The sequence below is a fragment of the Butyrivibrio sp. AE3003 genome (assembly GCF_000686065.1).
Classification (GTDB): Bacteria; Bacillota; Clostridia; order Lachnospirales; family Lachnospiraceae; genus Butyrivibrio; species Butyrivibrio hungatei_A.
The window spans coordinates 3184281-3208412 of sequence record NZ_JMLX01000001.1 but is presented as its reverse complement, the minus strand read 5'-3'; the positions used below and the strand labels follow the sequence as shown (position 1 = coordinate 3208412).

Annotated in this window: 21 protein-coding genes, 8 tRNA genes and 1 pseudogene; 4 read left to right on the top strand and 26 right to left on the bottom strand. The window is 43.9% G+C overall.

The features are described from left to right. Nucleotides 1-2: 2 nt before the first annotated feature. From CD00_RS20925 to CD00_RS0115430, 4 genes are all read left to right on the top strand, one after another. Entirely contained in the window at nt 3-1622 is a 1620-nt protein-coding gene (locus CD00_RS20925) for a transglycosylase domain-containing protein (protein ID WP_051594250.1), read from the top strand. A 52-nt stretch (nt 1623-1674) separates the two neighbouring features. Then, nucleotides 1675-2787, top strand: coding sequence for a penicillin-binding transpeptidase domain-containing protein (locus tag CD00_RS20920; protein ID WP_051594249.1), 1113 nt, complete (start codon nt 1675-1677; stop codon nt 2785-2787). A 148-nt stretch (nt 2788-2935) separates the two neighbouring features. Next, nucleotides 2936-3016: transfer RNA gene (locus CD00_RS0115435), tRNA-Leu, on the top strand. A gap of 233 nt (nt 3017-3249) precedes the next feature. Continuing rightward, nucleotides 3250-4608, top strand: coding sequence for an MATE family efflux transporter (locus tag CD00_RS0115430; protein WP_026656779.1), 1359 nt, complete (start codon nt 3250-3252; stop codon nt 4606-4608). A gap of 488 nt (nt 4609-5096) precedes the next feature. Here CD00_RS0115430 and CD00_RS0115425 read toward each other — a convergent pair. From CD00_RS0115425 to hpf, 26 genes and pseudogenes are all read right to left on the bottom strand, one after another. Continuing rightward, nucleotides 5097-5169 (bottom strand) — tRNA-Lys (locus tag CD00_RS0115425). 44 nt (nt 5170-5213) lie between these two features. Next, nucleotides 5214-5285, bottom strand: a tRNA-Gln gene (locus tag CD00_RS0115420). A gap of 118 nt (nt 5286-5403) precedes the next feature. After that, nucleotides 5404-5477, bottom strand: a tRNA-His gene (locus tag CD00_RS0115415). Nucleotides 5478-5487: 10 nt separating this feature from the next. Next, nucleotides 5488-5561: transfer RNA gene (locus CD00_RS0115410), tRNA-Arg, on the bottom strand. A gap of 146 nt (nt 5562-5707) precedes the next feature. Continuing rightward, a tRNA-Gly gene (locus CD00_RS0115405) sits at nt 5708-5778 on the bottom strand. Between the two features lie 40 nt (nt 5779-5818). Beyond that, nucleotides 5819-5893: transfer RNA gene (locus tag CD00_RS0115400), tRNA-Pro, on the bottom strand. A 119-nt stretch (nt 5894-6012) separates the two neighbouring features. Beyond that, on the bottom strand, nt 6013-6492 hold the full coding sequence (locus CD00_RS0115395; protein WP_026656778.1) for a metallophosphoesterase family protein: 480 nt from the start codon (nt 6490-6492) through the stop codon (nt 6013-6015). Between the two features lie 81 nt (nt 6493-6573). Continuing rightward, nucleotides 6574-7195 (bottom strand): annotated as a pseudogene (locus tag CD00_RS18735) (XTP/dITP diphosphatase). After that, complete coding sequence (locus CD00_RS0115385; protein ID WP_026656777.1) at nt 7192-8250, bottom strand: N-acetylmuramoyl-L-alanine amidase family protein; 1059 nt, start codon at nt 8248-8250, stop codon at nt 7192-7194. The pseudogene CD00_RS18735 and the gene CD00_RS0115385 overlap by 4 nt, the downstream one beginning before the upstream one ends. Nucleotides 8251-8259: 9 nt before the next feature. After that, complete coding sequence (locus tag CD00_RS0115380) at nt 8260-9408, bottom strand: THUMP domain-containing class I SAM-dependent RNA methyltransferase (RefSeq protein ID WP_026656776.1); 1149 nt, start codon at nt 9406-9408, stop codon at nt 8260-8262. A gap of 60 nt (nt 9409-9468) precedes the next feature. Further along, a tRNA-Arg gene (locus CD00_RS0115375) sits at nt 9469-9542 on the bottom strand. 67 nt (nt 9543-9609) lie between these two features. Continuing rightward, nucleotides 9610-10749 carry an HD domain-containing phosphohydrolase gene (locus tag CD00_RS18730; RefSeq protein WP_034462165.1) on the bottom strand — a complete coding sequence of 380 codons (1140 nt, stop codon included), beginning with the start codon at nt 10747-10749 and terminating at the stop codon, nt 9610-9612. A 27-nt stretch (nt 10750-10776) separates the two neighbouring features. Beyond that, nucleotides 10777-11952: an acetyl-CoA C-acetyltransferase gene (locus CD00_RS0115365; protein ID WP_026656774.1), complete on the bottom strand. Its 1176-nt coding sequence runs from the start codon at nt 11950-11952 to the stop codon at nt 10777-10779. A 91-nt stretch (nt 11953-12043) separates the two neighbouring features. Beyond that, nucleotides 12044-12265: a hypothetical protein gene (locus CD00_RS21280; protein WP_330370462.1), complete on the bottom strand. Its 222-nt coding sequence runs from the start codon at nt 12263-12265 to the stop codon at nt 12044-12046. After that, a complete protein-coding gene (locus CD00_RS18725; protein ID WP_330370461.1) occupies nt 12258-12764 on the bottom strand; it encodes an energy-coupling factor ABC transporter ATP-binding protein in 507 nt (168 codons plus the stop codon). Before CD00_RS18725 ends, CD00_RS21280 begins: the two co-directional genes overlap by 8 nt. 112 nt (nt 12765-12876) lie before the next feature. Continuing rightward, the gene (gene cbiQ / locus CD00_RS18720) at nt 12877-13473 is read right to left on the bottom strand and encodes a cobalt ECF transporter T component CbiQ (protein WP_242838989.1); all 597 of its coding nucleotides are present in this window, start codon (nt 13471-13473) and stop codon (nt 12877-12879) included. Nucleotides 13474-13584: 111 nt separating this feature from the next. Continuing rightward, nucleotides 13585-14595 carry an energy-coupling factor ABC transporter permease gene (locus tag CD00_RS0115350; protein ID WP_026656773.1) on the bottom strand — a complete coding sequence of 337 codons (1011 nt, stop codon included), beginning with the start codon at nt 14593-14595 and terminating at the stop codon, nt 13585-13587. Nucleotides 14596-14697: 102 nt separating this feature from the next. Then, complete coding sequence (locus tag CD00_RS0115345; RefSeq protein WP_026656772.1) at nt 14698-15744, bottom strand: electron transfer flavoprotein subunit alpha/FixB family protein; 1047 nt, start codon at nt 15742-15744, stop codon at nt 14698-14700. Nucleotides 15745-15769: 25 nt separating this feature from the next. Further along, complete coding sequence (locus CD00_RS0115340; protein WP_026514598.1) at nt 15770-16561, bottom strand: electron transfer flavoprotein subunit beta/FixA family protein; 792 nt, start codon at nt 16559-16561, stop codon at nt 15770-15772. Between the two features lie 138 nt (nt 16562-16699). Then, nucleotides 16700-17860 carry an acyl-CoA dehydrogenase gene (locus CD00_RS0115335; protein ID WP_026656771.1) on the bottom strand — a complete coding sequence of 387 codons (1161 nt, stop codon included), beginning with the start codon at nt 17858-17860 and terminating at the stop codon, nt 16700-16702. Between the two features lie 183 nt (nt 17861-18043). After that, on the bottom strand, nt 18044-18916 hold the full coding sequence (locus CD00_RS0115330; RefSeq protein ID WP_026656770.1) for a 3-hydroxyacyl-CoA dehydrogenase family protein: 873 nt from the start codon (nt 18914-18916) through the stop codon (nt 18044-18046). 128 nt (nt 18917-19044) lie between these two features. Next, nucleotides 19045-19839, bottom strand: a complete 795-nt coding sequence (locus CD00_RS0115325) for an enoyl-CoA hydratase-related protein (RefSeq protein WP_026656769.1) — start codon at nt 19837-19839, stop codon at nt 19045-19047. Between the two features lie 116 nt (nt 19840-19955). Further along, nucleotides 19956-21146 (bottom strand): acetyl-CoA C-acetyltransferase, encoded by a 1191-nt coding sequence (locus CD00_RS0115320; protein ID WP_026656768.1) that lies wholly within the window; start codon nt 21144-21146, stop codon nt 19956-19958. Between the two features lie 199 nt (nt 21147-21345). Next, nucleotides 21346-22947: a CotH kinase family protein gene (locus CD00_RS0115315; RefSeq protein WP_026656766.1), complete on the bottom strand. Its 1602-nt coding sequence runs from the start codon at nt 22945-22947 to the stop codon at nt 21346-21348. Next, nucleotides 22892-23461 carry a lamin tail domain-containing protein gene (locus CD00_RS0115310; RefSeq protein ID WP_026656765.1) on the bottom strand — a complete coding sequence of 190 codons (570 nt, stop codon included), beginning with the start codon at nt 23459-23461 and terminating at the stop codon, nt 22892-22894. The genes CD00_RS0115315 and CD00_RS0115310 overlap by 56 nt, the downstream gene beginning before the upstream one ends. Then, a complete protein-coding gene (hpf, locus tag CD00_RS0115305; protein ID WP_026656764.1) occupies nt 23458-23988 on the bottom strand; it encodes a ribosome hibernation-promoting factor, HPF/YfiA family in 531 nt (176 codons plus the stop codon). Before hpf ends, CD00_RS0115310 begins: the two co-directional genes overlap by 4 nt. Nucleotides 23989-24132 lie beyond the last annotated feature (144 nt).

Sequence of the window (24132 nt, the reverse complement as noted above, 5' to 3'; positions counted from 1 at the left end):
TTATGGACTTTGGAAGAAGGGGTATTGTAGCGCAAGCAAAGTCACTTAGCGCACGTGCCGACAGATGGGGAAAGAAATTCAGTCTTTTCGGCTTCTACTCTCTCATCTCAGCAATTTTAGGTTCTATCATAATAACTGCAAGCGCCGGAATCGGCGTGTTTATGGGAATCAAGGATCAGGTCAACGAAAAAACCGATCAGCTTGAGAACCTCGCTAAACCCACAGGATTTTCTTCTTTCGTTTATGACATAGAGGGAAATAAGATTAAGAAGATCGACTCAGCTGATTCAAACAGACAGACCATAGCCAAAGAAAACAGGGATAAGATTCCCGAAAATCTGACAAACGCTTTTATTGCTGTAGAAGACGAGCGTTTCTACGAGCATAACGGAATTGATATTCACGGTATGATCCGTGCCGGATTCAAAGCTTTTTCATCAGGAGATCTGTCTCAGGGTGCAAGTACAATAACCCAGCAGCTCATTAAGAACACGGTATTCAGAGAGACCTGGACAAAAGAATCCAAGCTCGACAGAATTAAACGTAAGATTCAGGAGCAGTTCCTTGCAGTAGAACTTGAGAAAAAGATCAGCAAGGAAGATATTCTTTTAAACTACATGAATACCATCGCCTTAGGTCAGAGTATCTATGGCGTTCAGGCTGCAGCAAACGATTATTTCGGCAAAAAAGTAGAAGAACTTGACCTCTCGGAATGTGCAGTAATTGCCGGAATTACTCAGAACCCAAGTAAATACGATCCAAGAAGGCATCCTGACAACAATAAGGAAAAAAGAAATATCGTCCTTGATAAGATGCTCACGCAAGGATACATCACACAGGAAGAATACGATATTGCCAAAACCGATGCAGTATATGACCGCATCAAAGCAATCAATGAAGAAGCAGGAACCAAAAAGCCCAACTCTTATTTTATCGATGCACTTATTGATGACGTAATTGCCTCACTTATGGATGAAAAACTTATGAGTCAGACCGGTAATAAGCCGATGACCAAATATGAGGCTGAACAGGCAGTATATTCCGGAGGACTTCAGATTTATTCCTCTCAGGACAGTCATATTCAGAGTATCTGCGACGAAGTTTTCAGAAACCCCGATAACTTTCCTAAAAATACAAAGTTATTTCCTCAGCTTGCCATCACTGTTCGTAATGCCGACGGTTCGGTAAAGCAAAACTATGACAGCTATTCAATGGATAAATTTGTAGGTGGCAAAAACAATATGATCTTTAAGTCAAAGGAAGACGTTGATGCCGCTGTTGAGAAATTTAAAGAATCTCTTATCGATAAAGAAAAAGGTGAATATGTAGGCGAGAAAGATATTTTCCTTGATTACGTTCCTCAGCCTCAGGTATCAATAACAATCTGCGACCAGCGGAACGGCCAGATAGTTGCGCTTATCGGTGGACGAGGCGATAAGAAATTCAACCGTTCACTTAACAGAGCCACAAAGTCTCCCAGACAGCCCGGTTCTACATTTAAGGTTCTTTCAACCTTTGCACCGGGAATCGACCACGGTGACCTCACCCTTGCAACAACATTCAAGGATGCAGAATTTCATTATGATACCGGTCGACCTGTAAAAAAACCACTGGGGTGCTGAATACAGAGGCCTTCAATCAGTAAGATATGCAATAATCAAATCAGCTAACGTTTTGACAGTTGAGGCATTTACTTATATAACCCGTATAACTCCGGAAATTGCTTCCGATTATCTTAGAGATAGGTTTCATTTTTCTACACTTACTGACAATGACTGTCATCAGCAGGCTACTGCCCTTGGAGGTATTGCAAAAGGTGTATATTGCTCGGAACTTAATGCCGCATATGCCTCTATAGCAAGCGGCGGCATGTATTATAAGCCACACTTGTATGTGCAGGTTCTTGACCATGACGGAAATGTTCTTCTTGATAACATTGCTCCCGAAGGCGAGCGTGCTCTTAAAGAGACAAGCGCTTATCTTCTTACAAGCGCAATGAAAGATGTTGTGACAAAAGGTACCGCTACATCTGTAAACTTCGGTAAAACAGATATCGCAGGTAAGACCGGTACAACAACCAGCAACGTAGATGTTTGGTTTGCCGGATATACCAACTATTATACCGCAACAACATGGGCCGGTTATGATAATAACGTACATTTGCCCGGTAGCGGTGATGAGCATAACCTCGCAAAATCCCTGTGGAGAAAGACCATGGAGAAGATACATGAAGATCTCGATCCGATGCACTTTGAGCAACCTGCAGGTATTGTTACCGAAAATGTATGTGCGCTTTCGGGTCTTCTCCCCTTCGAAGGATGTGGTGGAGGAATAAGTGAGATTTTTGATAAAGACAATGTTCCAAGTGAAATATGTGACGTTCACAGTCTGGGAGAAATATGTCAGCTCGATCACAAATCCGCATCACCTGAATGTCCTTTCAAGACTATCGGTTACGGCGGAAGAGATCCAAAGAGACTTGAGATAATTGCAGATGGCTTCTCGGGCGGCGTAAGCACCGGCGGTATGTCAGGCTCATGCCATCACACCGCAGAATTTATGTCTCAGCCGGGTATTGAAGGCATACTCGCAGCCGAAAGAGCTCAGATCGCTGCAGGCGGTTGGGGAGGCGGAGGCCAGCCACAACCACAGCCTCAAGACGGTCAGAATCAGGGCGACCAGCCACAACCTCAACCTGATCCGCAACCACAACCTCAGCCCGAGCCGCAACCTCAGCCGCAGCCGGAACCTCAACCACAACCTGAGGGAAACAATGAAGGTGGCTAATTACGTGATCATCGTAGCAACAACTGGTATATAAATCATGAATATAAATGGAGCGCAGCCCGATACATTTACGGACTGCGTTTTCTTTTTTCTCTTGCAAAGCCATTACAACATATGTATAATCATTTTGTTGTCGTATTTGACACGTGCGGATATGGCGGAATTGGCAGACGCGCTAGATTTAGGTTCTAGTGTCTTCGACGTAAGGGTTCAAGTCCCTTTATCCGCAGGCAGTTTTTAAGGCTTTTCATGTGTATGCATGAAGAGTCTTTTTTATTGAATCGGAAACTTCTGTTCAACAGAAATGCTCACGTCTCATTGTTCTTTGTAATATTTTTCCCCAGCAAATATTACAGTTCTATGCTTCGGATGTACGATTTTATCTATATAATCACGATTTAATTATTTTACAACTCCTGCTATAATATCTGCTGTAAATATTTTTATGAGGGACTTTTTTCTATGAACAAAAAGATTGATAATTCGATCATTACAGGGCCTATTCTGGGAAGTATGCTTATGTACTTCCTTACTCTTCTTTTGGGCTCTTTTTTCCAGCAACTCTACAATATATCCGATACTCTGATAGTAGGTAACGTACTGGGTCCGGAGGGTCTTGCGTCCGTCGGTGGATCTTCTGCGATCATCGTAAATATCTTTGTGGGAATCTTTATGGGACTATCGTCCGGTGCAACGGTCATTATTGCGCAATTTTACGGTGCTAAGAGGCACGAAGAAGTGTCCAAGGCAGTTCATACCGCAATCGCTCTTGCAATCGTCGGTGGGCTTATTATTACGTATTTGGGGTATACCTTTTCAAGACGCATAATCATCCTTATGGATACAGCTCCCGATATCATAGATTCTTCCGTTACATATCTTCGCATATTCTTTATGGGAATGGTATTTAACTTTGTCTACAATATCGGAGCCGGCATATTAAGAGCTGTCGGTGATTCCAAGAGACCGCTCTATGTCTTGATCGTAAGCTGCTTTATAAATATCTTTCTCGATATTCTCTTTGTGGTTCATTTCAAGATGGGTGTTGCAGGTGCCGCTATCGCAACAATAATCTGTCAGTTTATAAGCGCCTGTATCATTATCTTTTTGCTTACTAAGGCAACCGATTCATATAAGCTTATACTCAGCAAGATACGCTTTGATGTGCTCATTTTACTTAAGATTATCAGCATCGGTTTTCCCGCTGCAATTCAGTCCACAATGTACACATTCTCAAACCTGCTCATACAGACATCTATAAACGGTTTCGGACTTAATTACATCGCAGCATGGGCAGCGTATGGAAAGCTTGATTCAATATTCTGGATGGGCATAAATTCGCTCGGAATTGCCGTTACAACGTTCTCAGGACAGAACTACGGTGCAGGAAAACTTGACAGGGTAAAAGAAAGCACAAAGTGCGCCTTTGGAATCGCGCTTTCGATCACGATTCCCATAACACTGATCTTCTACATCTGGGCTGCACAGCTGCTGTCATTCTTCACACCTGACAGTCCCGAGACAATTGCTATCGGTGTTCAGATGATGCACTTCCTTGCCCCGTTCTACTTCACATTCCTTGGTGTTGAGATTTTCTCAGGAACGCTTCGCGGAATGGGAACCGCTATTATTCCAATGATCATTACGCTCTGCGGAATCTGTGCTCTTCGAATCGTATGGATAAAGGGAGTATTTCCTTTCTACCCTCAGATTGAGACAATAGAAGCAAGCTACCCGATAACATGGATAACCACTACTATTCTGTTCCTATTCTATTACACGTATTACATGAAATTTAAAGCGACGGGCTTATCCCGTTGATAGCTTGATCTATATATTGGACGCCCAGCATCTCTCGAGTGTGTTTCACTTTAATATAGGGCGTCCGACATCTCTTGATTTTATTCTTTACTATTATCAGTAACTTAGATTCAACATTTTTTGAATATTGCGCTGTTGAGCGAACAAATACCACACAGATTGTTCTCTTCACTACCTGTACGGTGCTGAAATTATAATATGCACCGCACAGATTATTCTCTTCGCTACCCGTACGGTGCTGAAGCAAAAATATGCACCACACAGATTATTCTCTTCACTACCTGTACGGTGCTGAAGTCAAAATATGCACCACACAGATTATTCTCTTCACTACCTGTACGGTGCTGAAGCAAAAATATGCACCACACAGATTGTTCTCTTTGCTCCCTGTACGGTGCACTTTACTTTCTAATACCATACACGTTTCAAAGTATGACACGCGTATAAAAAAGATCGCTCAAACGTACTGTTTAAGCGATCTTCAATAATGAGACATGGGGGATTCGAACCCCCGACAACTTGATTAAAAGTCAAGTGCTCTACCACCTGAGCTAATATCCCATGTAAATATTATGTAATTTTGCGACGAAACATCTCACCGCTAACTGGGCTAGCCGGATTCGAACCGTCGTATGCAGCAGTCAAAGTGCTGTGCCTTACCGCTTGGCGATAGCCCAAGATTGTAAGAGCTTAACGCTATACTCCGCTGTAGCAATTACAAAAGTTTGTTCCGAACTCACACTATGTGTTTGTCAGAACTAAGTAATACACAAAAGTAATTAAGTGATTACTTAGGGTGGCTAGAGGGACTCGAACCCTCGGTCTCCAGAACCACAATCTGGCGCGTTAACCAACTACGCTATAGCCACCATATAAAAATGTGCCCGAAGGGATTCGAACCCCCGACCCACGGCTTAGAAGGCCGTTGCTCTATCCAGCTGAGCTACGGACACATGTTTTAGAAGCAGTGCACTGATTTGCCGAACTTGACGTTAATAAAAAGGAACTTCCGCTCTCGCATTCGCTCGCCGGAAGACGTTCGAACTAGCTTCGGTAAAACCTCAGCAAGTTCTCTCAGCTCGCCAAGTGTTCTGCTCAAAGCGGGTGATGGGAATCGAACCCACGTATCTAGCTTGGAAGGCTAGTGTTCTACCATTGAACTACACCCGCACATATACAATATTCAGATAATGTTTAGCTTGTCCCCTGATCGGGGTGACAGGATTCGAACCTGCGACCCCCTGCTCCCAAAGCAGGTGCTCTAGCCAAGCTGAGCCACACCCCGTCTTGTTCGCATTAAGGTCTAAGCCGTAACGCGAGATTTATTATATAATAGTCTTTCGGGGCTTGTCAACATTATTTTTTCTTATTTTTTAAATATTTTTATGTTGCAAAATCCCGTATTTACAGGTATTTTATTTCATATTTTATATCATCTTTTTCGATGGTCAAAATGAGGTAACTTGGCCGTCTTCCTTCCTGTCTGGGATATGCGAGACTTCCGGGGTTGAAGATGTAGACACCGCCCATAGTTTTCGCAACAGGCTTGTGTGTATGTCCGTAAAAAATAAGCTCTGCGCCTCTCGAAATTCCTTCACTTCGAAGATTCTCAAGATCCATACTCACAAGATACTGATGTCCGTGCGTAAGAAACGCCTTATGCCCGTCAAGTGTAAATGTCAGCTCTCTTCCAAGCGATGAAAAGAAGTCGTTATTTCCCGCAACAAAGTACACGGGACAATCGGCAGCCAGCGCAAATTTCCCTTCAGAGCCTTCAAAATCTCCGCAGTGGATTATTCCGTCAACCGCTCCTTCTATGTCAAGAACTTTATAAAAGTTGTCATCTCTCCCGTGAGTATCACTCACCACCAAATATCTGTGCATCAATCAGTCTCCCGTACCAAATATGTATAGCGCATTATTCGAAATAACAGGAAATCATCCTATCCTGCCATCAAATGACAATTATGCCAATTCTTCTTTCAGAAGTTTAGCCATCTCTCTGAGCGCTTTTCCTCTGTGACTAATTGCATTCTTTTCATCCGCCGATATCTCAGCACTTGTCTTCTTGTATTCGGGAAGATAAAAGATCGGATCGTAACCAAAACCGTTTGCTCCGGCAATCTCGTAGCCTATTATGCCTTCCATTGTTCCGACTGTAGAAAGTTTTTTTCCGTCAGGGAGAACAGCTGAAATGGCACATACAAATCTCGCGGTACGCTCGCTGTCGGGAACTCCGTTTAATCTCTCTATGAGATTGTTGTTCTTCTCGGTATATGATGTTTCTTTTCCCATATATCTTGCCGAATATACACCCGGCTCGCCGTTTAGATAGTCAATCTCAAGTCCCGAATCATCAGCAAGAACTATCGTCTCTTCCGCTTCTTTCGGGAACTTATCCTTAATGATCTGTGCAATCGCAGATGCCTTGATCATTGAGTTTTCCGCAAACGTCTTACCGTTTTCTTCCACGTCTTCAAAAAACGCCTGCTTCTTTCATCGAGATGATCTCTATATTCAGAGTATCCAAAATCTCGCGTATTTCCTTCAATTTGTCGTTATTTCCGGTTGCAAATACTATTCTCATTCCATCTCCTTATAGCCGTCTAAAATCGCCTGATAGATGCCCTCAGCGGCCTTTTGCCTGTAAGAGCCCGTAGCAAGCTTCTCCGCATCCTTATTTCCCGTCAGATATCCCAATGAAATCTTGGCGGAAGGAACTCCGGAGTTTTTGATAAGAGCCTCGCTCTCGTCACATTCATATATTCCAAGCGCCGTGTTTCCCGTATTGTCTGCGCAGCTACGCTCCACAATATCGGCAAATCTCACGTTGCTAAGATCTCTTATAAAATAAGTTCCGTTGTAATATGTTTCTATTCCGTTGTTGTCTTTGTCTTCAGAATCGGACGTAGCTATCTTGACAGCCATATCGGCGCAAGATTCTTTGATCAGCAGCTCTTTACTCTCATCCGAAATATCGGTATCCGTCATATGGGTAAAAAAGAACTTGACCTTGTTCTCCACATCTTTTTCCGCGATACTGCGAAGTCTCTGCGCAACATCAAGCGTGACCTCATTTTCGGACAGACCTGCTGCCGACAAAATTCCGCCAAACGTCGTGTTTATCTCAGGATCAATAAGGACAACTTTGTCATATCTTTCCTTTGGTTTAAAAAACTCGACCTCAATCGTACTGTGATCGGTAAGCGCGCTCTCATTTGCATAAAAGCCGTCAAGTTTAAAATCAAGGCACACTCTGCCCGCATCGTTTTCTGTATGGCAAACGGCGCTCTCCAGAATATCGTTATCCGAAACAATCGCATTGTCGCCGTAAAACCCCTCTTCTCTACAGTCAACGTAGATAAGAAGTTCATGGTCGGAATACCTGTCTTCAAGCTTGATATCCTCAGAACTTACGCTCTTTGCAAGAGGAATGATAAGTTTCATCTTTCCGTCTTCCGACTCTCCTTTTTGGATCAGCAGGTCAAAAGATTTTCCCGAATTAACACTACTCACGGGCATTTCTGCGGCATCCGTTATAAGTATATGTTTGGTTGCGGATCTGTGAAGCATAAGCGTGATAGAAACAACGCCGAATACTGCTGTCAGAACCGCTGCTTTTCTCATTTCCTCTTTTTTCATGACAATGGCTCACTCGCTTCTTCTTGGAGGCTTGGGTCCCATAAACTGATAAAAGTAAGTCTTGATCATTCCGTTATAAATTTTTCTGTTCTTATCAGCTTTTTTGCCTATATATTTTTCAGCCTGCTCATAGCCTGTTATAAGGTACATCGACCACGCGTCAAGGCTCTTGTATCTTTCTCCTATTGTCTTGTAAAGCTGCGGAAGGATTTCTTTTTCACCGATTCTCTCACCGTACGGAGGGTTCGTGATAATAAATCCGTATTTCTTCCTGTGGCTTAAATCCGCTATATCTCTGGTCTGGAAGTGGATCATGTTCTCAACACCCGCTTTTTTGGCGTTGATCCTTGCAATCTCAACCATCTCGGGATCAAGATCGTAGCCCTGAATATCGACATCAATATCTGTGATTATCTCTTCCTGAGCCTCTTCTCTTACATCCTTCCAGTTCTGAGGTGTAATAAGATGTGTCCAGCTCTCCGCGGTAAAGTTCCTGTTCATTCCGGGAGCTATATTTGCCGCCATCATCGCAGCTTCAATAGGGATAGTTCCGCTTCCGCAAAAAGGATCCACAAGTATTCTGCTGCCATTCCAAGGTGTCAGCATAATAAGCGCAGCCGCAAGATTCTCGGCGATAGGTGCCTTGGATTCAAGCTTTCTGTAGCCTCTTTTGTGAAGGGAATCACCTGTCGTATCAAGCGCCACAGTGACTTCGTCCTTCATAATAAAAACTCTGATCGGATAGCTCTCCGCATCCTCCTTAAACCAGTCTGTGTGATAACTGAGTTTAAGCTTTTCAACTATAGCTTTTTTAGTAATTGATTGAATATCTGAAGGGCTAAAGAGTTTGCTCTTAACGCTTGATGCTTTTTTTACCCAGAACTTTCCTCGCTCGGGGATAAACTCTTCCCAAGGAAGTTCCTTGACTCCCTGGTACAGCTCTTCGAAAGACTCTGCGCGGAATGCTCCTACTTTTATGAGTATTCTCTCCGCAGTTCTAAGACCAATATTGGCACGGCATACTGCATCCGCATCGCCCGCGAAAGTTATCCTGCCGTCCGAGACCTCAGTTATATCGTAGCCAAGATCTATTATTTCTTTTTTGAGTACCGCCTCCAGGCCAAAGTGGCAAGGGGCTATCAATTCCATCTTTTTCATACCAAATTAGTATACCAAAAAGAAAAAAGCGTATCAATCCGATACGCTTTTAAGTAGTAATGTGAGTGACAAGATTCGAACTCGCGACCTTCTGGTCCGTAGCCAGACGCTCTATCCAGCTGAGCTACACTCACATAGTGTCGCCTGCGGCAACAAACTATATTATATGTACCGCAGGCGTCTTTGTCAATAATATTTTTTTCAACTTCCGTAAGGCGAATAGCTGTTTTTCTCTGCCGCTTCGGCGGCTTTGGTCTGAGCAACAAGCTTTTCCATATCGGGTCTCGCAAATTCGAAACAAGCAAGAAGCTTGGGTGAGAACACACCGCATTCGCCGTCCTTGATCATCTCATAGGCTTTATCCACAGGGTATGCGGATTTGTATACACGATCGCTCACAAGCGCGTCATATACGTCTGCAATGGCTGTGAGCTGAGCTCCTATAGAGTTCTCTTCGCCCTTGAGTCCGTCGGGATAGCCTCTTCCATCATATCTTTCGTGGTGGTGTCTGCAGATATCAAGGCATGCTTCATAGTATTCTTTATCCTGAATATCTTTGAGCTTCTCGATTATCTCGCACCCTCTTGTCGTGTGAGACTTCATTACTTCAAACTCTTCCGAAGTAAGTCTTCCGGGTTTAAGAAGGATTGAATCGGGAACCGAGATCTTACCTACATCATGCATGGCGGAAGCCTGTGTTATTACCTCTATCATGTGAGGTGTAAGACCGAGCTCCGGATAATTGTTCATCGCCGTAAGAGCAAGTATTCGCACGAATCCTTTTATTCTCTTAAGGTGATAGCCCGATTCCATATTTCTGAACTCAATGATCGTTGCTATTGTATCTATGACTTTTTCGTTACTGTAACGAAGTTTTTCTTCCTGTTTCTTAAGGTAGATGAACTGCTTTTTCAAGACTCTCGTCTGATCGTCCACCTTGGTCTCAAGATTGTTCTTATGATCGTATAACTCAATCGCTTTCGAAACGCGCCTGTCTACGATGACAGGATCGAAAGGCTTATGGATCACATCCGCCGCGCCTTTCTCATAGCTGGTCCTTTCTGCCTCGGTAGACGTATCCGCAGTGATCATGAGCACGGGAATTTTCTCGTTTAAGTTATCCTGGCTTACCATAGATTCCAGAACAGCATAACCGTCCATTCCCGGCATGATAACATCAAGCAATATGGCAGCAAGCTTTGAGCGCTCCTGATTGATAAGTCTCACAGCTTCACTTCCGTCACTCGCCTCTATGATGTTGTACTTATCTTTAAAAATCTCTGCAAGGATACCTCTGTTAATGTCATTATCATCAACAAGCATAATTGAACGATCAGCCATCAAAAGCCTCCATGAGTTTTAAGTCATTTATCGCTCTACAATTGCAGCGCAGCCCATTCCACCGCCAACACAAAGAGTTGCAAGTCCCTTATGAACATCTCTTCTCTGCATCTCATACAGAAGTGAAACAAGAATTCTGTTTCCGGAGCATCCAACGGGATGTCCGAGTGCAATTGCTCCACCGTTTACGTTAAGTACATCTTTGCTGAATCCGAGGTCATGCTGAACAGCCACTGACTGTGCGGCAAAAGCCTCATTTGCTTCGATAAGATCAAAATCACCGATTGAATATCCGGCTTTTTTCATAACTTTCTGAGTTGCTGCTACAGGTCCGATTCCCATGATGCTGGGCTCTACACCTGCAAGCTCTCCGGCAATCCATGTTCCGAGAGGCTTAACACCAAGCTCTTTTGCCTTCTCTTCACTCATAACGATTATTGCCGATGCGGCATCGTTGATTCCTGAAGAATTCGCTGCTGTAACCACGCCGTCTTTCTTGAATGCGGGCTTAAGATGTGCGATACCCTCTGCTGTAACGCCCTTTCTTGGACCTTCGTCCGTGTCAAAAATGATTGTCTCTTTCTTTTTCTTTATCTCTACAGGAACGATCTCTTCCTTGAATTTTCCGTCTGCGATTGCTTTCTCAGCCTTGTTCTGAGACCATGCTGCAAACTCATCAAGCTGCTCTCTTGTAAGATGCCACTGTTCTGCGATATTCTCAGCTGTGATACCCATGTGATATCCGCCAAAAGCATCTGTAAGTGCGTCTTTAATCATAGCATCCTGAAGTTCTCCGGATCCCATACGATATCCGTATCTTCCCTGCTGCATAAGATAAGGAGCCATCGACATGTTCTCCATTCCGCCTGCTACGATGATATCAGCATCTCCCATTCCGATAAGTTTTGCTGCAAGGTTAACGCAGTGAAGACCCGATCCGCACAATACGTTGATTGTTGTAGCGGGAACCTCAACAGGAATACCTGCGTTTAATGCTGCCTGTCTTGCGGGATTCTGCCCAAGTCCTGCCTGGATAACACATCCCATATATACTTCATCAACCTGTTCAGGTTTAACTCCTGCACGGTTAAGTGCCTCTTTGATAACAATAGTTCCAAGTGCCGGAGCAGGTGTTGTGCTAAGTGCTCCCCCCATTGTTCCGATTGCTGTTCTGCATGCTCCTGCAAGTACTACTTTTCTCATGTGTCTACCTCCAAAATATACACTGTATCAATTATTATTTTATCACTTTAATGATAAGCTCTCAACGCATTAATGTATACACTTTTTCTCATTAAAGTCCATGTTCCTCTAACAGCTTTTCGTCTCCGAGAACATCTTCCGTTCTTCCGTCGGCAACTATTGTTCCCTCGTCCAAAAGAATCGTTCTCTCACAGGTATTTCTCACAAAATCAAGGTCGTGCGAAGCTATGATCTTAAGCCCGCCGATTCCCGTGAGCACCTTGATAAGATTTTTCCTGTTCCTCGGATCCAAGGCTATCGAAGGTTCATCCATAATTATTATATCGGGTTTCATCGAAAGAATCGTTGCTATCGCCGCAAGTTTTTTTTTCACCGCCCGACAATTTGTATGTCTTATTATTTCTAAGCCGCTCTATTCCCACAAGTCTAAGCGCCTCTGATACCCTTTCTTCAACTTCTTTCTCAGAAAGCCCGTAGTTACGAGGGCCGAATGCCACATCGTCTTCGACCGTTGACAAAAAGAGCTGGCTGTCCGAATCCTGAAAAACATAGCCGATATGCTCTCTTATATGGTCGAGATTTTTTTTGCACATCTTATGTCCCGCAACGGTTATGTCACCCGTGTAGTTCATATACAGCCCGACCATGAGCTTCATTAGCGTCGATTTGCCGATTCCGTTCGCACCGACAAGCGCGATACTCTCACCGTAGCATGCCTTAAAAGAAATGTCTTTTAAGACCACATTGTCTTTTTCATACGAAAAGCTCAAGTTCTCTATATTCAAAAGTTCACCGTTTACTCCGGTTTTCATAACGCACCTCACTCAAACCATTTTTACCCATCATATTCACAAAGCTTATGCGCCAAACACATGAAACCTTATGAGCAAAAGAACTGTTGCCCAGACAAGCGGATATATCACATCAAGTTTTTTTTACCCCCTTTTTCTTAGGGATAAAATCGCCCCTAAATCCGCGAAGGAGCATACTCTCATATACAATCTGCGCCTTGTCCATGCTGCGAAGAAGCCACTGTCCGACCAGAGTGCCCCAGGATCTGTATTCGATGCCTTTTTGCCCCGGCGCCCTTAACCTGTACGCAGTGTATATCCTGTCCGCTTCGCCCGCCATAACATCAATATATCTGTATATCAGCATTATGACAATAACGATTATCTTGGGCACCTTGATGCTCCTAAGCGCGTAACAGATATCATCTATGGAAGTCGTCGCAACAAGAGCATAGACCGCAAACACCGTGTACAGTCCTTTGATGACAAGCGTGACCATTGATACTATCCCGCCGCGCACCGCAAAGCCCGCGACCGGCACGCTGCTTTTGTCAAAAAAAGGATTGAACACTCCCACAAACATTACAAGCGGCAAGATCAGTCTCATTCTGTAGATTCCCTCTTTTACCGAGAGTTCGCCAATGATAAAGGTAAAGATAACGTACACCGACATAAGAATAAGCGTGACCAAATCGTACTTTCCAACCGACGTCACCAAAAAAATGTACATAATGCTAATAAGCAGCTTTCCCAAAGGATGAAGGTTATTCATCCAATGAGAACGCTGCTGAATGTCTTGTAGTCTGTTCAGTTCTAAGATTTTTTTTCTCAATACTGTCCATTAAGCTGTCTGAGTCTCAGTCTTTCTTCTAAAGAATCTGAATGCATAGCAGCAAGCTGCTGAAAGTCCGGCAACGATAAGCGCTCCGACAATTCCCGAAAAGCTTGTTCCCGCTGCCGCTTCGCTGTCGGGGAATGCATAATCGGGCAAAAGAGATGTCGTCTCTTGGATTGCTTCCGCTGTCTCGTAAGCCTGTCCCTGAGCTTCAAGCTCTGTTGTTCCTGCAACCTGCTCCATGGACCACTCAAGTCCGTCAGGGAATGCAGATGCAAAAAGTGAAACAACGCCGCCGCAAAGTGCTGCTGCTACCGCTATCGTAATGATTGTTTTCTTAAATGAAAGCTTAGCATCCCTTTTCTCTGTGCTCTCGCCGATTCCCCAGAGAAGTTCAGGTCTTGCTTCATGTATAAATATAAGAACCGCAGATGTGATAAGCCCTTCCACGAATCCTATTGCAAGGTGGATTGGCTGCATTGTTGCAACAAAAGTCGAAAAAGGAAGTTCAGTGATTCCCGATATCAATGTCTCCATAGTAACCGAGAATGCTCCAAGCTGCAATGTCAGAACACATCCAAGTATCGATGCAAGTGCAATTTTTATTTTCGTAGCGCCTTTCTTCATGATGGGACGCCATATCAAAAAAGATCCGATAAAGCACCCGTAGAACGCCATATTCCAGATATTACATCCAAGCGCCATCAGTCCGCCGTCTGCAAACAACAGGCACTGAACCAGCAGCACTCCTATCATTGTAAGAAATCCCGCGAATGGTCCGAGCATCGCTGAGAGCATCATACCTCCGCAAAGATGTCCCGATGAACCTGTACCGGGGATTGTGAAATTAAGCATCTGTGTAGCAAATACGAATGCTCCCATAACTCCCATTACCGGGATCTTGGATTCATCACTTTCCTCTCTTACCTTCTTTACAGAAACTCCGGCTGCTCCTGTAGATAATACATACATCGTTCCGGCAACCGCCGGAGCAACCAATGCGTCCGCCATATGCATAGCCATATCCTCCAATACTGTTATTTTTTTAACACCATAAATGAGTATACGGCAGAATAAAAACGCTCCACAAGCCCCCTAGGGGGTTCGTGGAGCACTTTTTTACTTGTTTGCAAGAGCTTCCTTAATCTTCTTTGTGAGTACAGGAAGGATCTTGTTAAGATCTCCTACTACACCGTAATCAGCTACGTCAAAGATAGGAGCATTCTCATCTTTGTTGATAGCGATGATGATGTCTGACTCTTCCATACCTGCAACGTGCTGGATAGCACCTGAAATACCAATTGCAAAGTAAAGTGCGGGACGAACAGTCTTACCTGTCTGTCCAACCTGAAGATCCTTGGGCTTCCAGCCTGAATCTACAACGGCACGTGAACATGATACTGTTCCGTTAAGAACCTCTGCAAGGTCATCAAGAAGCTTGAAGTTCTCTGCAGAACCAACTCCACGACCACCTGATACGAGGATCTTAGCAGCCTGGATATCAGCTACGCTTGTAGCTTCCTTTACGATCTTAACGATCTCTGTATAGCAATTGTTCTCTTCGAATCCGGGATTGAATTCAACAACTTCTGCCTTAGCACCCTTGATAGGATCAATCTTCTGCATAACGCCCGGACGTACTGTAGCCATCTGAGGGCGGAAGTCAGGACATGCGATTGTAGCGATTGTGTTTCCACCGAATGCAGGACGTGTCATAAGAAGCTGTTTGTGCTTCTGCTCCTGATTCGGAACAGGATTGATCGGGAAATCACCGATCTCAAGACTTGTACAGTCAGCTGTAAGTCCTGTATGTACTCTTGATGATACTCTGGGACCAAGATCTCTACCGATTGCTGTAGCACCAACAAGGAGGATCTCAGGCTTGAACTCATCGATAACAGATGCAAGAGCGTGTGTGTAAGGCTCTGTTCTGTAATCCTTAAGAGCAGGATCGTCAACAACGATAACTCTGTCAGCACCGTACTGTGCAAGCTCGTCAACAAGACCCTTTACTCCACTTCCAAGTAATACTGCAGTAACTTTCTTCTCATCAAGATCTTCTGCAAGATTCTTTGCTTTGCCCAGAAGCTCAAGTGCAATGCTTGAAATTTCATTGTCAACCTGCTGAGCAAAGATAAATACACCTTTATATTCTTCTAAAGACATGACGCTTCTCCTTTTCCTATGTTAATTAAACGATATGCTTCTCTACAAGCTTACCCATCAGATATTCAACTGCTTCATCAGCAGAGTCAAGAACAACCTTCTCTCCCTGACCCTTCTTAACCTTGTCAGAAGCCTTTGCAATCTGTGTAGGTGATCCCTTAAGTCCAAGGTTAGAATCATCAACGTCCTTAAGATCTGCTCTGCCCCAAACTGTTACTTCCTTCTCGAAAGCATCGAAAATTCCGCCGGGAGTCATATATCTGGGCTCGTTGAGCTCTGAAAGAGCAGTTACAAGGCAAGGCATCTTAGCCTTTACAATGTGATATCTGTCTTCGAACTGTCTCTTAACTTCTACAGTCTTAGCCTTCTCATCAACTTTGATCTCTTCTGCGTAAGAGATAACAGGAAGGTTAAGGTGCTCAGAGATCTGAGGTCCAACCTGAGCTGTATCTCCATCGATAGCCTGACGGCCTGTGATGATGAGATCATACTCAAGGTTTCTGATAGCACCTGCGATAGTTGAAGATGTTGCCCATGTGTCAGCACCGCCGAGTACTCTGTCTGTTACAAGGATTCCCTTGTCAGCGCCCATAGCAAATGCTTCTCTAAGTACAGCCTCAGCCTTGGGAAGTCCCATTGTAAGAACTGTAACCTCTGCGCCGTACTGATCTTTTAATCTAAGTGCTGCTTCAAGTCCTGCCTTATCATCAGGGTTCATGATTGCAAGCATAGCACCTCTATCCAATGTTCCATCGGGTTTGAATTTAACGCCGCCCTTTGTATCGGGAACCTGCTTAACGCAAACTACAATTTTCATTATTTTTTCTCCTTATTTATTTTGTCACAATACCATATCAAGGAAGTTATACCTCGTTTTCACTCGGTATAACACGTTCGAACCAGACTCAAAAACACTTCGTCAGGTTCTCACAGCCGATAATACCTCACCAAGTGATTACTTAAGTAAATCGCCAGAGATAACCATTCTCTGAACTTCTGATGTTCCTTCGTAGATCTCAGTGATCTTAGCATCACGCATCATGCGCTCAACTTCGTACTCTCTGATATATCCGTAACCACCGTGAAGCTGTACAGCCTTTGTTGTAACATCCATAGCAACTTCAGCAGCATAAAGCTTAGCCTTAGCAGCTTCTACGCCGTAGTAAGACTTATTCTTCTTTGCATCAGCTGCCTGATATACAAGAAGTCTTGCAGCTTCGCACTGTGTAGCCATGTTAGCAAGCTGGAACTGTGTGTTCTGGAAAGCGCCGATTGATCTGCCGAACTGCTTTCTCTCCTTAACGTACTCAACTGTTCTGTCAAGTGCGCCTTCAGCAATACCAAGAGCCTGAGCAGCGATACCGATACGTCCGCCGTCAAGAGTGTGCATTGCGATAGGGAATCCTTTTCCGCGAGCACCAAGAAGGTTCTCTGCAGGAATATGGCAATCCTGGAAGATAAGCTCGTATGTAGAAGAACCACGGATACCCATCTTGTTCTCTTTTGTTCCGAATGTGAATCCGGGAGTTCCCTTCTCAACGATGAATGCTGAGAACTTCTTCTGCTTTCTTCCCTTCTTATCTTCTACGATATCTGTGTAAGCGATGATGATGTAAACATCAGCAACCTCACCGTTTGTGATAAAGCACTTAGAACCGTTAAGGATCCACTCTTTACCATCTTCTGTAAGAACAGCCTTAGTCTGAACACCCTGAGCATCTGTTCCTGCCATGGGCTCTGTAAGACCGAAAGCACCAAGTTTCTCACCCTTTGCAAGGGGAACAAGGTACTTCTGCTTCTGCTCTTCTGTACCATATGTCATGATAGGGTCACAGCAAAGTGATGTGTGAGCTGATACGATAACTGCTGTAGTACCGCATACTTTAGCAAGCTCCTCTACACACATAGCGTATGTAAGGGGATCACATCCCTGTCCGCCGTACTCCTTGGGAATCGGAATACCCATGAAACCGAATTTCTGCATTTTCTTTACAGTTTCGATAGGGAATTCCTCTGTCTCATCAACGTCTATTGCATGTGGCTTAACTTCTTTTTCTGCGAATTCTTTGAAAAGAGCTCTCGCCATTTCATGTTGCTGATCAAGCTGAAAATCCATTATAATTTCCTCCAAATTTTTTCTTTAAATAATAATTATTTTTCATAATGAGGTTCTGCTCTCGTGCTTACAAAAGCAGAGGTTCTGCTCTCATACTTAAAAAGCAGAGGTTCTGCTCTCGTGCTTCGCACTCGCCAGAACAATAATACTCACTAGCTTCGAAAAAACCTCAGCAAGTGATTATTATTTATCAGTAGGAACCTTGTTTCCGTCTGCATAGTTGTAGAAGCCGATTCCTGTCTTAACACCGAGCTGCTTACCACGAACCATCTTACGAAGAAGAGGGCAAGCACGATACTTAGAATCGCCTGTCTCTGAGTAAAGAACATCCATGATAGCAAGAACGATATCAAGTCCGATGTAGTCACCAAGCTCAAGGGGTCCCATAGGATGGTTACATCCAAGCTTCATAGCTGTGTCGATACCCTGGATATCTGAAACACCTTCTGAATATACGAAGATACCTTCGTTGATCATAGGAACAAGAATTCTGTTAACAACGAATCCTGCTGCCTCGTTAACCTGTACAGGAGTCTTTCCGAGATCCTCAGAAATCTTCTTGATCTTATCAACCATATCTGCAGGTGTGTTTGCACCCTGGATAACTTCAACAAGCTTCATAACAGGAGCGGGATTGAAGAAGTGCATACCGATGATAGGCTTTGTAAGTCCCGATCCGATCTCTGTGATTGAAAGCGATGATGTGTTTGATGCAAAGATGCAATCAGGATTCTTAACGATGTTATCCTGAAGCTCTTTGAAAAGGTTCTTCTTGATATCCATAACCTCAAGAGCAGCCTCAACTACAAGATCAGCATCAGCACAGATGTCGTTAAGACCTGTCTGAATCTTTCCTGTGATCTTGTCAGCCTCTTCCTGAGTCTTCTTTCCCTTAGCAACCTGCTTATCAAGTCCCTTCTTGATCTTAGCAAATCCGCCTTCTGCAAACTCAGTCTTGATATCGCAAAGATATACTTTCTCTACGCTCTCAGCCTGAGCAAATGTCTGAGCAATTCCTGAGCCCATTGTACCTGCGCCAATAACAGCTACTTTCATTATAAAATCCTCCTATATATAAATTATTATGTGTGTATACTATTTCCCTATCGGAAGTTCCGCTCTCGCTTCGCTCGCCGGAACAAAGTAGTACACTAGGCTCGATAAAACCTCGCCAAGTGATTACTTTATGCATTTTTAAAATCTACAACTTTAACCTTCTTCGGATCGTCTTTCTTTCTGAGGAAGTTAGCCATTCCCTCTTTCTGATCCTCTGTCTCGAAGCAAGAACCAAAGAGCTTCTCTTCGATTACAAGTGCAGCATCGATATCTGTCTGAAGTCCATCATTGATAGCCTTCTTGCAAGCACGAACAGCGATAGGTGCATTTGCAGCGATCTGTGATGCCATCTTCTCAGCAGCTGCAAGGAGCTCTTCCTGAGGATATACAGCATTAACAAGACCGATTCTGTAAGCCTCGTCTGCCTTGATGTTACGTGCTGTGTAGATAAGCTGCTTAGCCATTCCTGCACCGATAAGACGTGCAAGTCTCTGTGTTCCGCCAAATCCGGGTGTGATTCCGAGACCAACCTCAGGCTGACCAAACATAGCATTCTCTGAGCAGATACGAATATCGCAGCTCATTGAGATCTCACATCCGCCGCCAAGTGCAAATCCGTTGACTGCAGCGATAACAGGAAGAGGGAACTCTTCGATCTTACGGAATACGTCGTTACCCTTCTTACCGAAAGCTTCACCCTCAGCCTTTGTGAGGGTGCTCATCTCTCCGATATCGGCACCTGCAACAAAAGACTTTTCGCCTGCACCTGTAAGAACAACAGCTCTTACAACATTAACGTCGATGCTGTCAAAAGCAGCATTAAGGTCATCAAGTACCTGTGAGTTAAGTGCATTGAGTGCTTCAGGACGATTGATTGTAATAACAGCGATCTTGTCTTTAACTTCGCAATTTACAAAACTCATGTCTTTATCTCCTTTGAATATTCAATTTATATTTTTTCGTGATATACGCGGTCATCAAATGTATAACGACTGCTCTGTGCAAGCACAGCAGTCGTCACACATTTTCTTCCCTAATATTACTCGTACTTTTCAACTATTGTAGCGCAACCCATTCCGCCACCGATGCAAAGAGTTGCAAGACCCTTCTTAGCATCTGCTCTTCTGCCCATCTCGTGAAGAAGAGTTACAAGGATACGGCATCCTGAAGCTCCTACGGGATGTCCGAGTGCGATAGCGCCACCGTTTACATTAACCTTGTTCATATCGAATCCAAGGTCCTTAGCTACTGCAACAGACTGTGCTGCAAATGCCTCGTTAGCCTCGATAAGATCGATATTGTCAAGTGAAAGTCCTGTCTTCTTAAGAACTTTGTTTGTAGCTGCAACAGGTCCGATACCCATAACCTCGGGCTCAACACCTGCAAGTGCTCCGCCAACCCATGTAGCCATAGGCTTGATTCCGAGCTCTTTAGCCTTCTCTTCGCTCATAACAACGATTGCTGCTGCACCGTCGTTGATACCTGAAGCGTTACCTGCTGTTACAAGTCCGCCTTCCTTACCTGAGCAGCATTTAAGCTTTGCAAGAGACTCAGCAGTTGTTCCGGCACGAGGGCCCTCATCAACCTTGAAGTCTACGATTTCTTTTTTAACCTTAACGGGAACGGGAACGATCTCGTCGTTGAACTTGCCTTCAGCCATAGCCTTCTCGCACTTCTGCTGAGAATTTGCTGAAAATGCGTCAAGCTCTTCTCTTGTAAGGTTCCATCTGTCGCAGATATTCTCTGCTGTTATCATCATGTGATAGTGATTGAATGCATCTGTAAGAGCATCGTTTACCATTGTATCTACAACTGTTCCGTTGTTCATACGATATCCGAAACGTGCATTGGGAAGTGCGTAAGGAGCCATAGACATGTTCTCCATTCCGCCTGCTACTACTATATCAGCCTCACCTGCCTTGATAAGGTCAGCTGCCATATTGACACAGTTAAGACCCGATCCGCAAACTACGTTAAGAGTTACAGCAGGAGTCTCGATAGGAAGTCCGGCTTTGATTGAAGCCTGTCTTGCTACGTTCTGTCCAAGACCTGCCTGGATTACGCAACCCATAAGAACTTCATCAACCTGTTCAGGCTTAACACCTGCACGGTTAAGTGCTTCCTTGATAACTATAGAACCAAGCTCTGCTGCCGGTGTGCCGCTGAGTGCTCCACCCATCTTGCCGATAGCTGTTCTACACGCGCCCGCTAATACTACTTTCTGTGCCATAACGTATTACCTCCATTTTTTGAAAAAATTATCTGTCCGTTATTCGATTTTTCTTAATAAAACCCTTGATTGACAAATTTTTGTCAGAACAGGTTTATTGTAGCATACCCCCTTGTCAAATGCAATAAAAAGAAACTTCCCACAAACGTTTTTATTTAGCAAATTGCCAAACCGTCGCAGGAAGTTTCCTTCATGATTTTTAATTCTCTTTTATATCTTTTTCAAGCATTTTAAGGACATATTCTTTTCGGTTTTTAAAAAATGAGTCAAGCGCCGCAAGATCTTTCTCATACTCCTTTTCAGAGTATCCGTCCTCTTCAAACCTTCTTATCGTCTCGATGTTCTGCTCGCGGTATATCTTGTCCCACTCAGCAAGCTTCTTACTCAGATGCTCGTAGGACAGCTCATTCTCAGTAAGCTCAACCATCCTGTTGTAAAAGAGCTCCTTAAATCCAGGTCTTTCATAGAAAAATCCCGGCATAAACATCTTTTCATCAAGTTCCCTGTAATATGAAACCGTATCCGCTTCCACATCCTCACAGGTAATATCAAGATCGTACGCAGCAAAGCGCCACTTGCCGTCACCGTAACCGCCGTATCCCGGCTCTTTTGACCTAAACATAAATCTGTTATGCTCGCCGTCGATGTCGGTATCGTTAAAGAATAAGAGCATGCAATAATAATCGATCATATTGTCTATATCAATCTCGCTCTCAACTTGCGAATAAACCGCATCATCACTCATATCGCCATTCATCATCACATCATACAGCGCCTTGTAATTCTCATCCGTCTCCGGATCTCCGCACTCGACTGCGCTGTTTTTCTCAGTCCATAACATATCTTTCGGAATGCCGTAGCGCTCGGCAAAATAGTTATCATCGTACTGTTCTCTGAGATTGTAAATTCCCCAATACTCGCCGTTTATAAAGACAACTTCAGGGACGGAATTCTGGAAAGGAATTCCCGTTTCTCCTATCACGGACTGAATGAACGGCTCCTGATATATTATCCTGCCATCGCCTTTTCGAAGTCGCACTTTCTTTTCATTGTTACAGACAAAACTCTTAGCAAAGTTTTTTTGCCCATCATAAATATCTCTCGCAAACAGGTTGAGCGCTTTCTGATACACGAACCTCGTCGACTCGCCCGATATCCTGACACCTATATCCTGGGAAAAGAAATCCTTATGAGCGGAATCAAACGCAGTCATATGCGCTTTTCTCTCCCACTCTTTTCCCGAGAACTCCGAATTAGTGAAGTAACTTCTATAATACACTTCTCCGTTATCATCCGTGAAACTTCCCGGAACTTCATCTTCAGGCAAATCCGTAAATCCCCCGAGTTCCTTGTACTCATCATATTTCTTGCCCAGAGTATAGATTCCTCTGTCATGGTCAAAAAGATCCGCAGGGTCAAAGACAAGGGACATTATCTGTTTATCCTTGTATTTTTCCTTCTTATCATATCCGACAAAATACGTGTGCGTCACAACTTTGCTCTTCTTGCCCGTAAGCTTATTTATCGCCACGGCACTGATCACATTCGCCTTGTCAATCTTGTAGCCGGGCGGATTGTAGGTCGGGTACATTATCTCATTCGCATACACATTTTCTTTTGCGGACGCGTCGGTAAGAGTAATCTCGCCCTTGTATTTCTGTGAATTCTCATCGGGAACACTTCCGTCGTCGGTGTAAAAAATATTCACCCACGGCGAAGACGAGATCTTTAATTTGGTTCCCTCGTCATAGAATCCGTCTTCTATAGAAAAAAACAGGTCCTTCGATATAAGAATTATCAATATGGGAAGCACCGCTGTTTGTCTCTCCGGGAGTTGCCGAAAGAGATGCGAACTTACCTTTACCGTCTTCTTCCCTAGAATAAGTCACATCATAGGAAAGTCTCGGAAGAGTCACGGCATCAAGCATATTGCCGTCCTCATCACTTAGATAGATCGTTTCTCCGTCTTTGCTAATGCCAAAGCCGTTCTCCGCATCTTTGGAGATGCTTGCCACAAAAAATCCGTTTGCAGGAATCGCCTCTTCTATTCTGAATTTCTTCAGGTCCTTTCTACTATCGGAAATATATAATCCTGAAACTTCCGAACCGGACATGTTGTAGAGCTCCACATAATCCGTGTACTCTCCGGCATCATTTCTGTATGCGCCGAAATTATCCGCACACACTTCATTTATAACGACCGTTCTGCTGTCTTTTACAAGCCCGCAACAAAAAAGGGTTGCTGCGCTGACAGCCAGCAACCCTGTAAATACTATGGTATATTTAGTTTTGCCAAAAAAGAATTCTCGTATCATACTTCAGGCTCTATCAATCCGTATGTATTTCCCTTTCTCTTATAAACTACATTAACCATGTCTGTTTCTGCATTAACAAATACAAAGAAGTTGTGTCCCAAAAGTTCCATCTGAACGCATGCGTCTTCTGCATACATAGGCTTGGGATCGAATTTCTTGATCCTCTCGATGCGGATAGTCTCCTCATCCATGTAATCAGCCTCAAGATATTCTTTCTTGAAGTTGCTGACTTCAGCCTGCTGCTTATCAACGATCTTACTTCTGTATTTCTTAAGTTGTCTCTCAATAACCTCCTCTACCAAGTCAATCGATACATACATGTCATTGCTGACCTGCTCTGCACGGATAATTTTGCCCTTAACGGGAATGGTAACCTCGATCTTATGTCTATCCTTATCAACGCTGAGGGTAACATTGGCATCTGTATCAGAGGTGAAATACTTCTCGAGTTTTCCGATCTTCTCTTCTACCGCTGCCTTAAGTCCGGGTGTTACATCAATGTTCTTGCCTACAATAGTAAATTTCATGCAATCATCCCCTTTGCTTCGACCCGTGTAATGTTTCATCAATATTAAGATTTGACGCTCACTGCACCTTGGCCGTTATTTATATATGTACAGTATACCATTTTGAGCCCGATAAGTACATTTTATAAGCGAAAATTGACCCAC

Bases quoted from the DNA above. Each gene is read 5' to 3' on its own strand.
- CD00_RS20925 (WP_051594250.1), top strand. From the start codon at position 3: ATGGACTTTGGAAGAAGGGGTATTGTAGCGCAAGCAAAGTCACTTAGC.
- CD00_RS0115430 (WP_026656779.1), top strand. From the start codon at position 3,250: ATGAACAAAAAGATTGATAATTCGATCATTACAGGGCCTATTCTGGGA.
- CD00_RS0115395 (WP_026656778.1), bottom strand. From the start codon at position 6,492: ATGCACAGATATTTGGTGGTGAGTGATACTCACGGGAGAGATGACAAC.
- CD00_RS0115385 (WP_026656777.1), bottom strand. From the start codon at position 8,250: ATGAAAAAAGAGGAAATGAGAAAAGCAGCGGTTCTGACAGCAGTATTC.
- CD00_RS0115380 (WP_026656776.1), bottom strand. From the start codon at position 9,408: ATGAAAAAGATGGAATTGATAGCCCCTTGCCACTTTGGCCTGGAGGCG.
- CD00_RS18730 (WP_034462165.1), bottom strand. From the start codon at position 10,749: ATGGCTGATCGTTCAATTATGCTTGTTGATGATAATGACATTAACAGA.
- CD00_RS0115365 (WP_026656774.1), bottom strand. From the start codon at position 11,952: ATGAGAAAAGTAGTACTTGCAGGAGCATGCAGAACAGCAATCGGAACA.
- CD00_RS21280 (WP_330370462.1), bottom strand. From the start codon at position 12,265: ATGGATGAACCTTCGATAGCCTTGGATCCGAGGAACAGGAAAAATCTT.
- CD00_RS18725 (WP_330370461.1), bottom strand. From the start codon at position 12,764: ATGAAAACCGGAGTAAACGGTGAACTTTTGAATATAGAGAACTTGAGC.
- cbiQ (WP_242838989.1), bottom strand. From the start codon at position 13,473: ATGTACATTTTTTTGGTGACGTCGGTTGGAAAGTACGATTTGGTCACG.
- CD00_RS0115350 (WP_026656773.1), bottom strand. From the start codon at position 14,595: ATGCATATGGCGGACGCATTGGTTGCTCCGGCGGTTGCCGGAACGATG.
- CD00_RS0115345 (WP_026656772.1), bottom strand. From the start codon at position 15,744: ATGTCTTTAGAAGAATATAAAGGTGTATTTATCTTTGCTCAGCAGGTT.
- CD00_RS0115340 (WP_026514598.1), bottom strand. From the start codon at position 16,561: ATGAAAATTGTAGTTTGCGTTAAGCAGGTTCCCGATACAAAGGGCGGC.
- CD00_RS0115335 (WP_026656771.1), bottom strand. From the start codon at position 17,860: ATGGATTTTCAGCTTGATCAGCAACATGAAATGGCGAGAGCTCTTTTC.
- CD00_RS0115330 (WP_026656770.1), bottom strand. From the start codon at position 18,916: ATGAAAGTAGCTGTTATTGGCGCAGGTACAATGGGCTCAGGAATTGCT.
- CD00_RS0115325 (WP_026656769.1), bottom strand. From the start codon at position 19,839: ATGAGTTTTGTAAATTGCGAAGTTAAAGACAAGATCGCTGTTATTACA.
- CD00_RS0115320 (WP_026656768.1), bottom strand. From the start codon at position 21,146: ATGGCACAGAAAGTAGTATTAGCGGGCGCGTGTAGAACAGCTATCGGC.
- CD00_RS0115310 (WP_026656765.1), bottom strand. From the start codon at position 23,461: ATGATACGAGAATTCTTTTTTGGCAAAACTAAATATACCATAGTATTT.
- hpf (WP_026656764.1), bottom strand. From the start codon at position 23,988: ATGAAATTTACTATTGTAGGCAAGAACATTGATGTAACACCCGGACTT.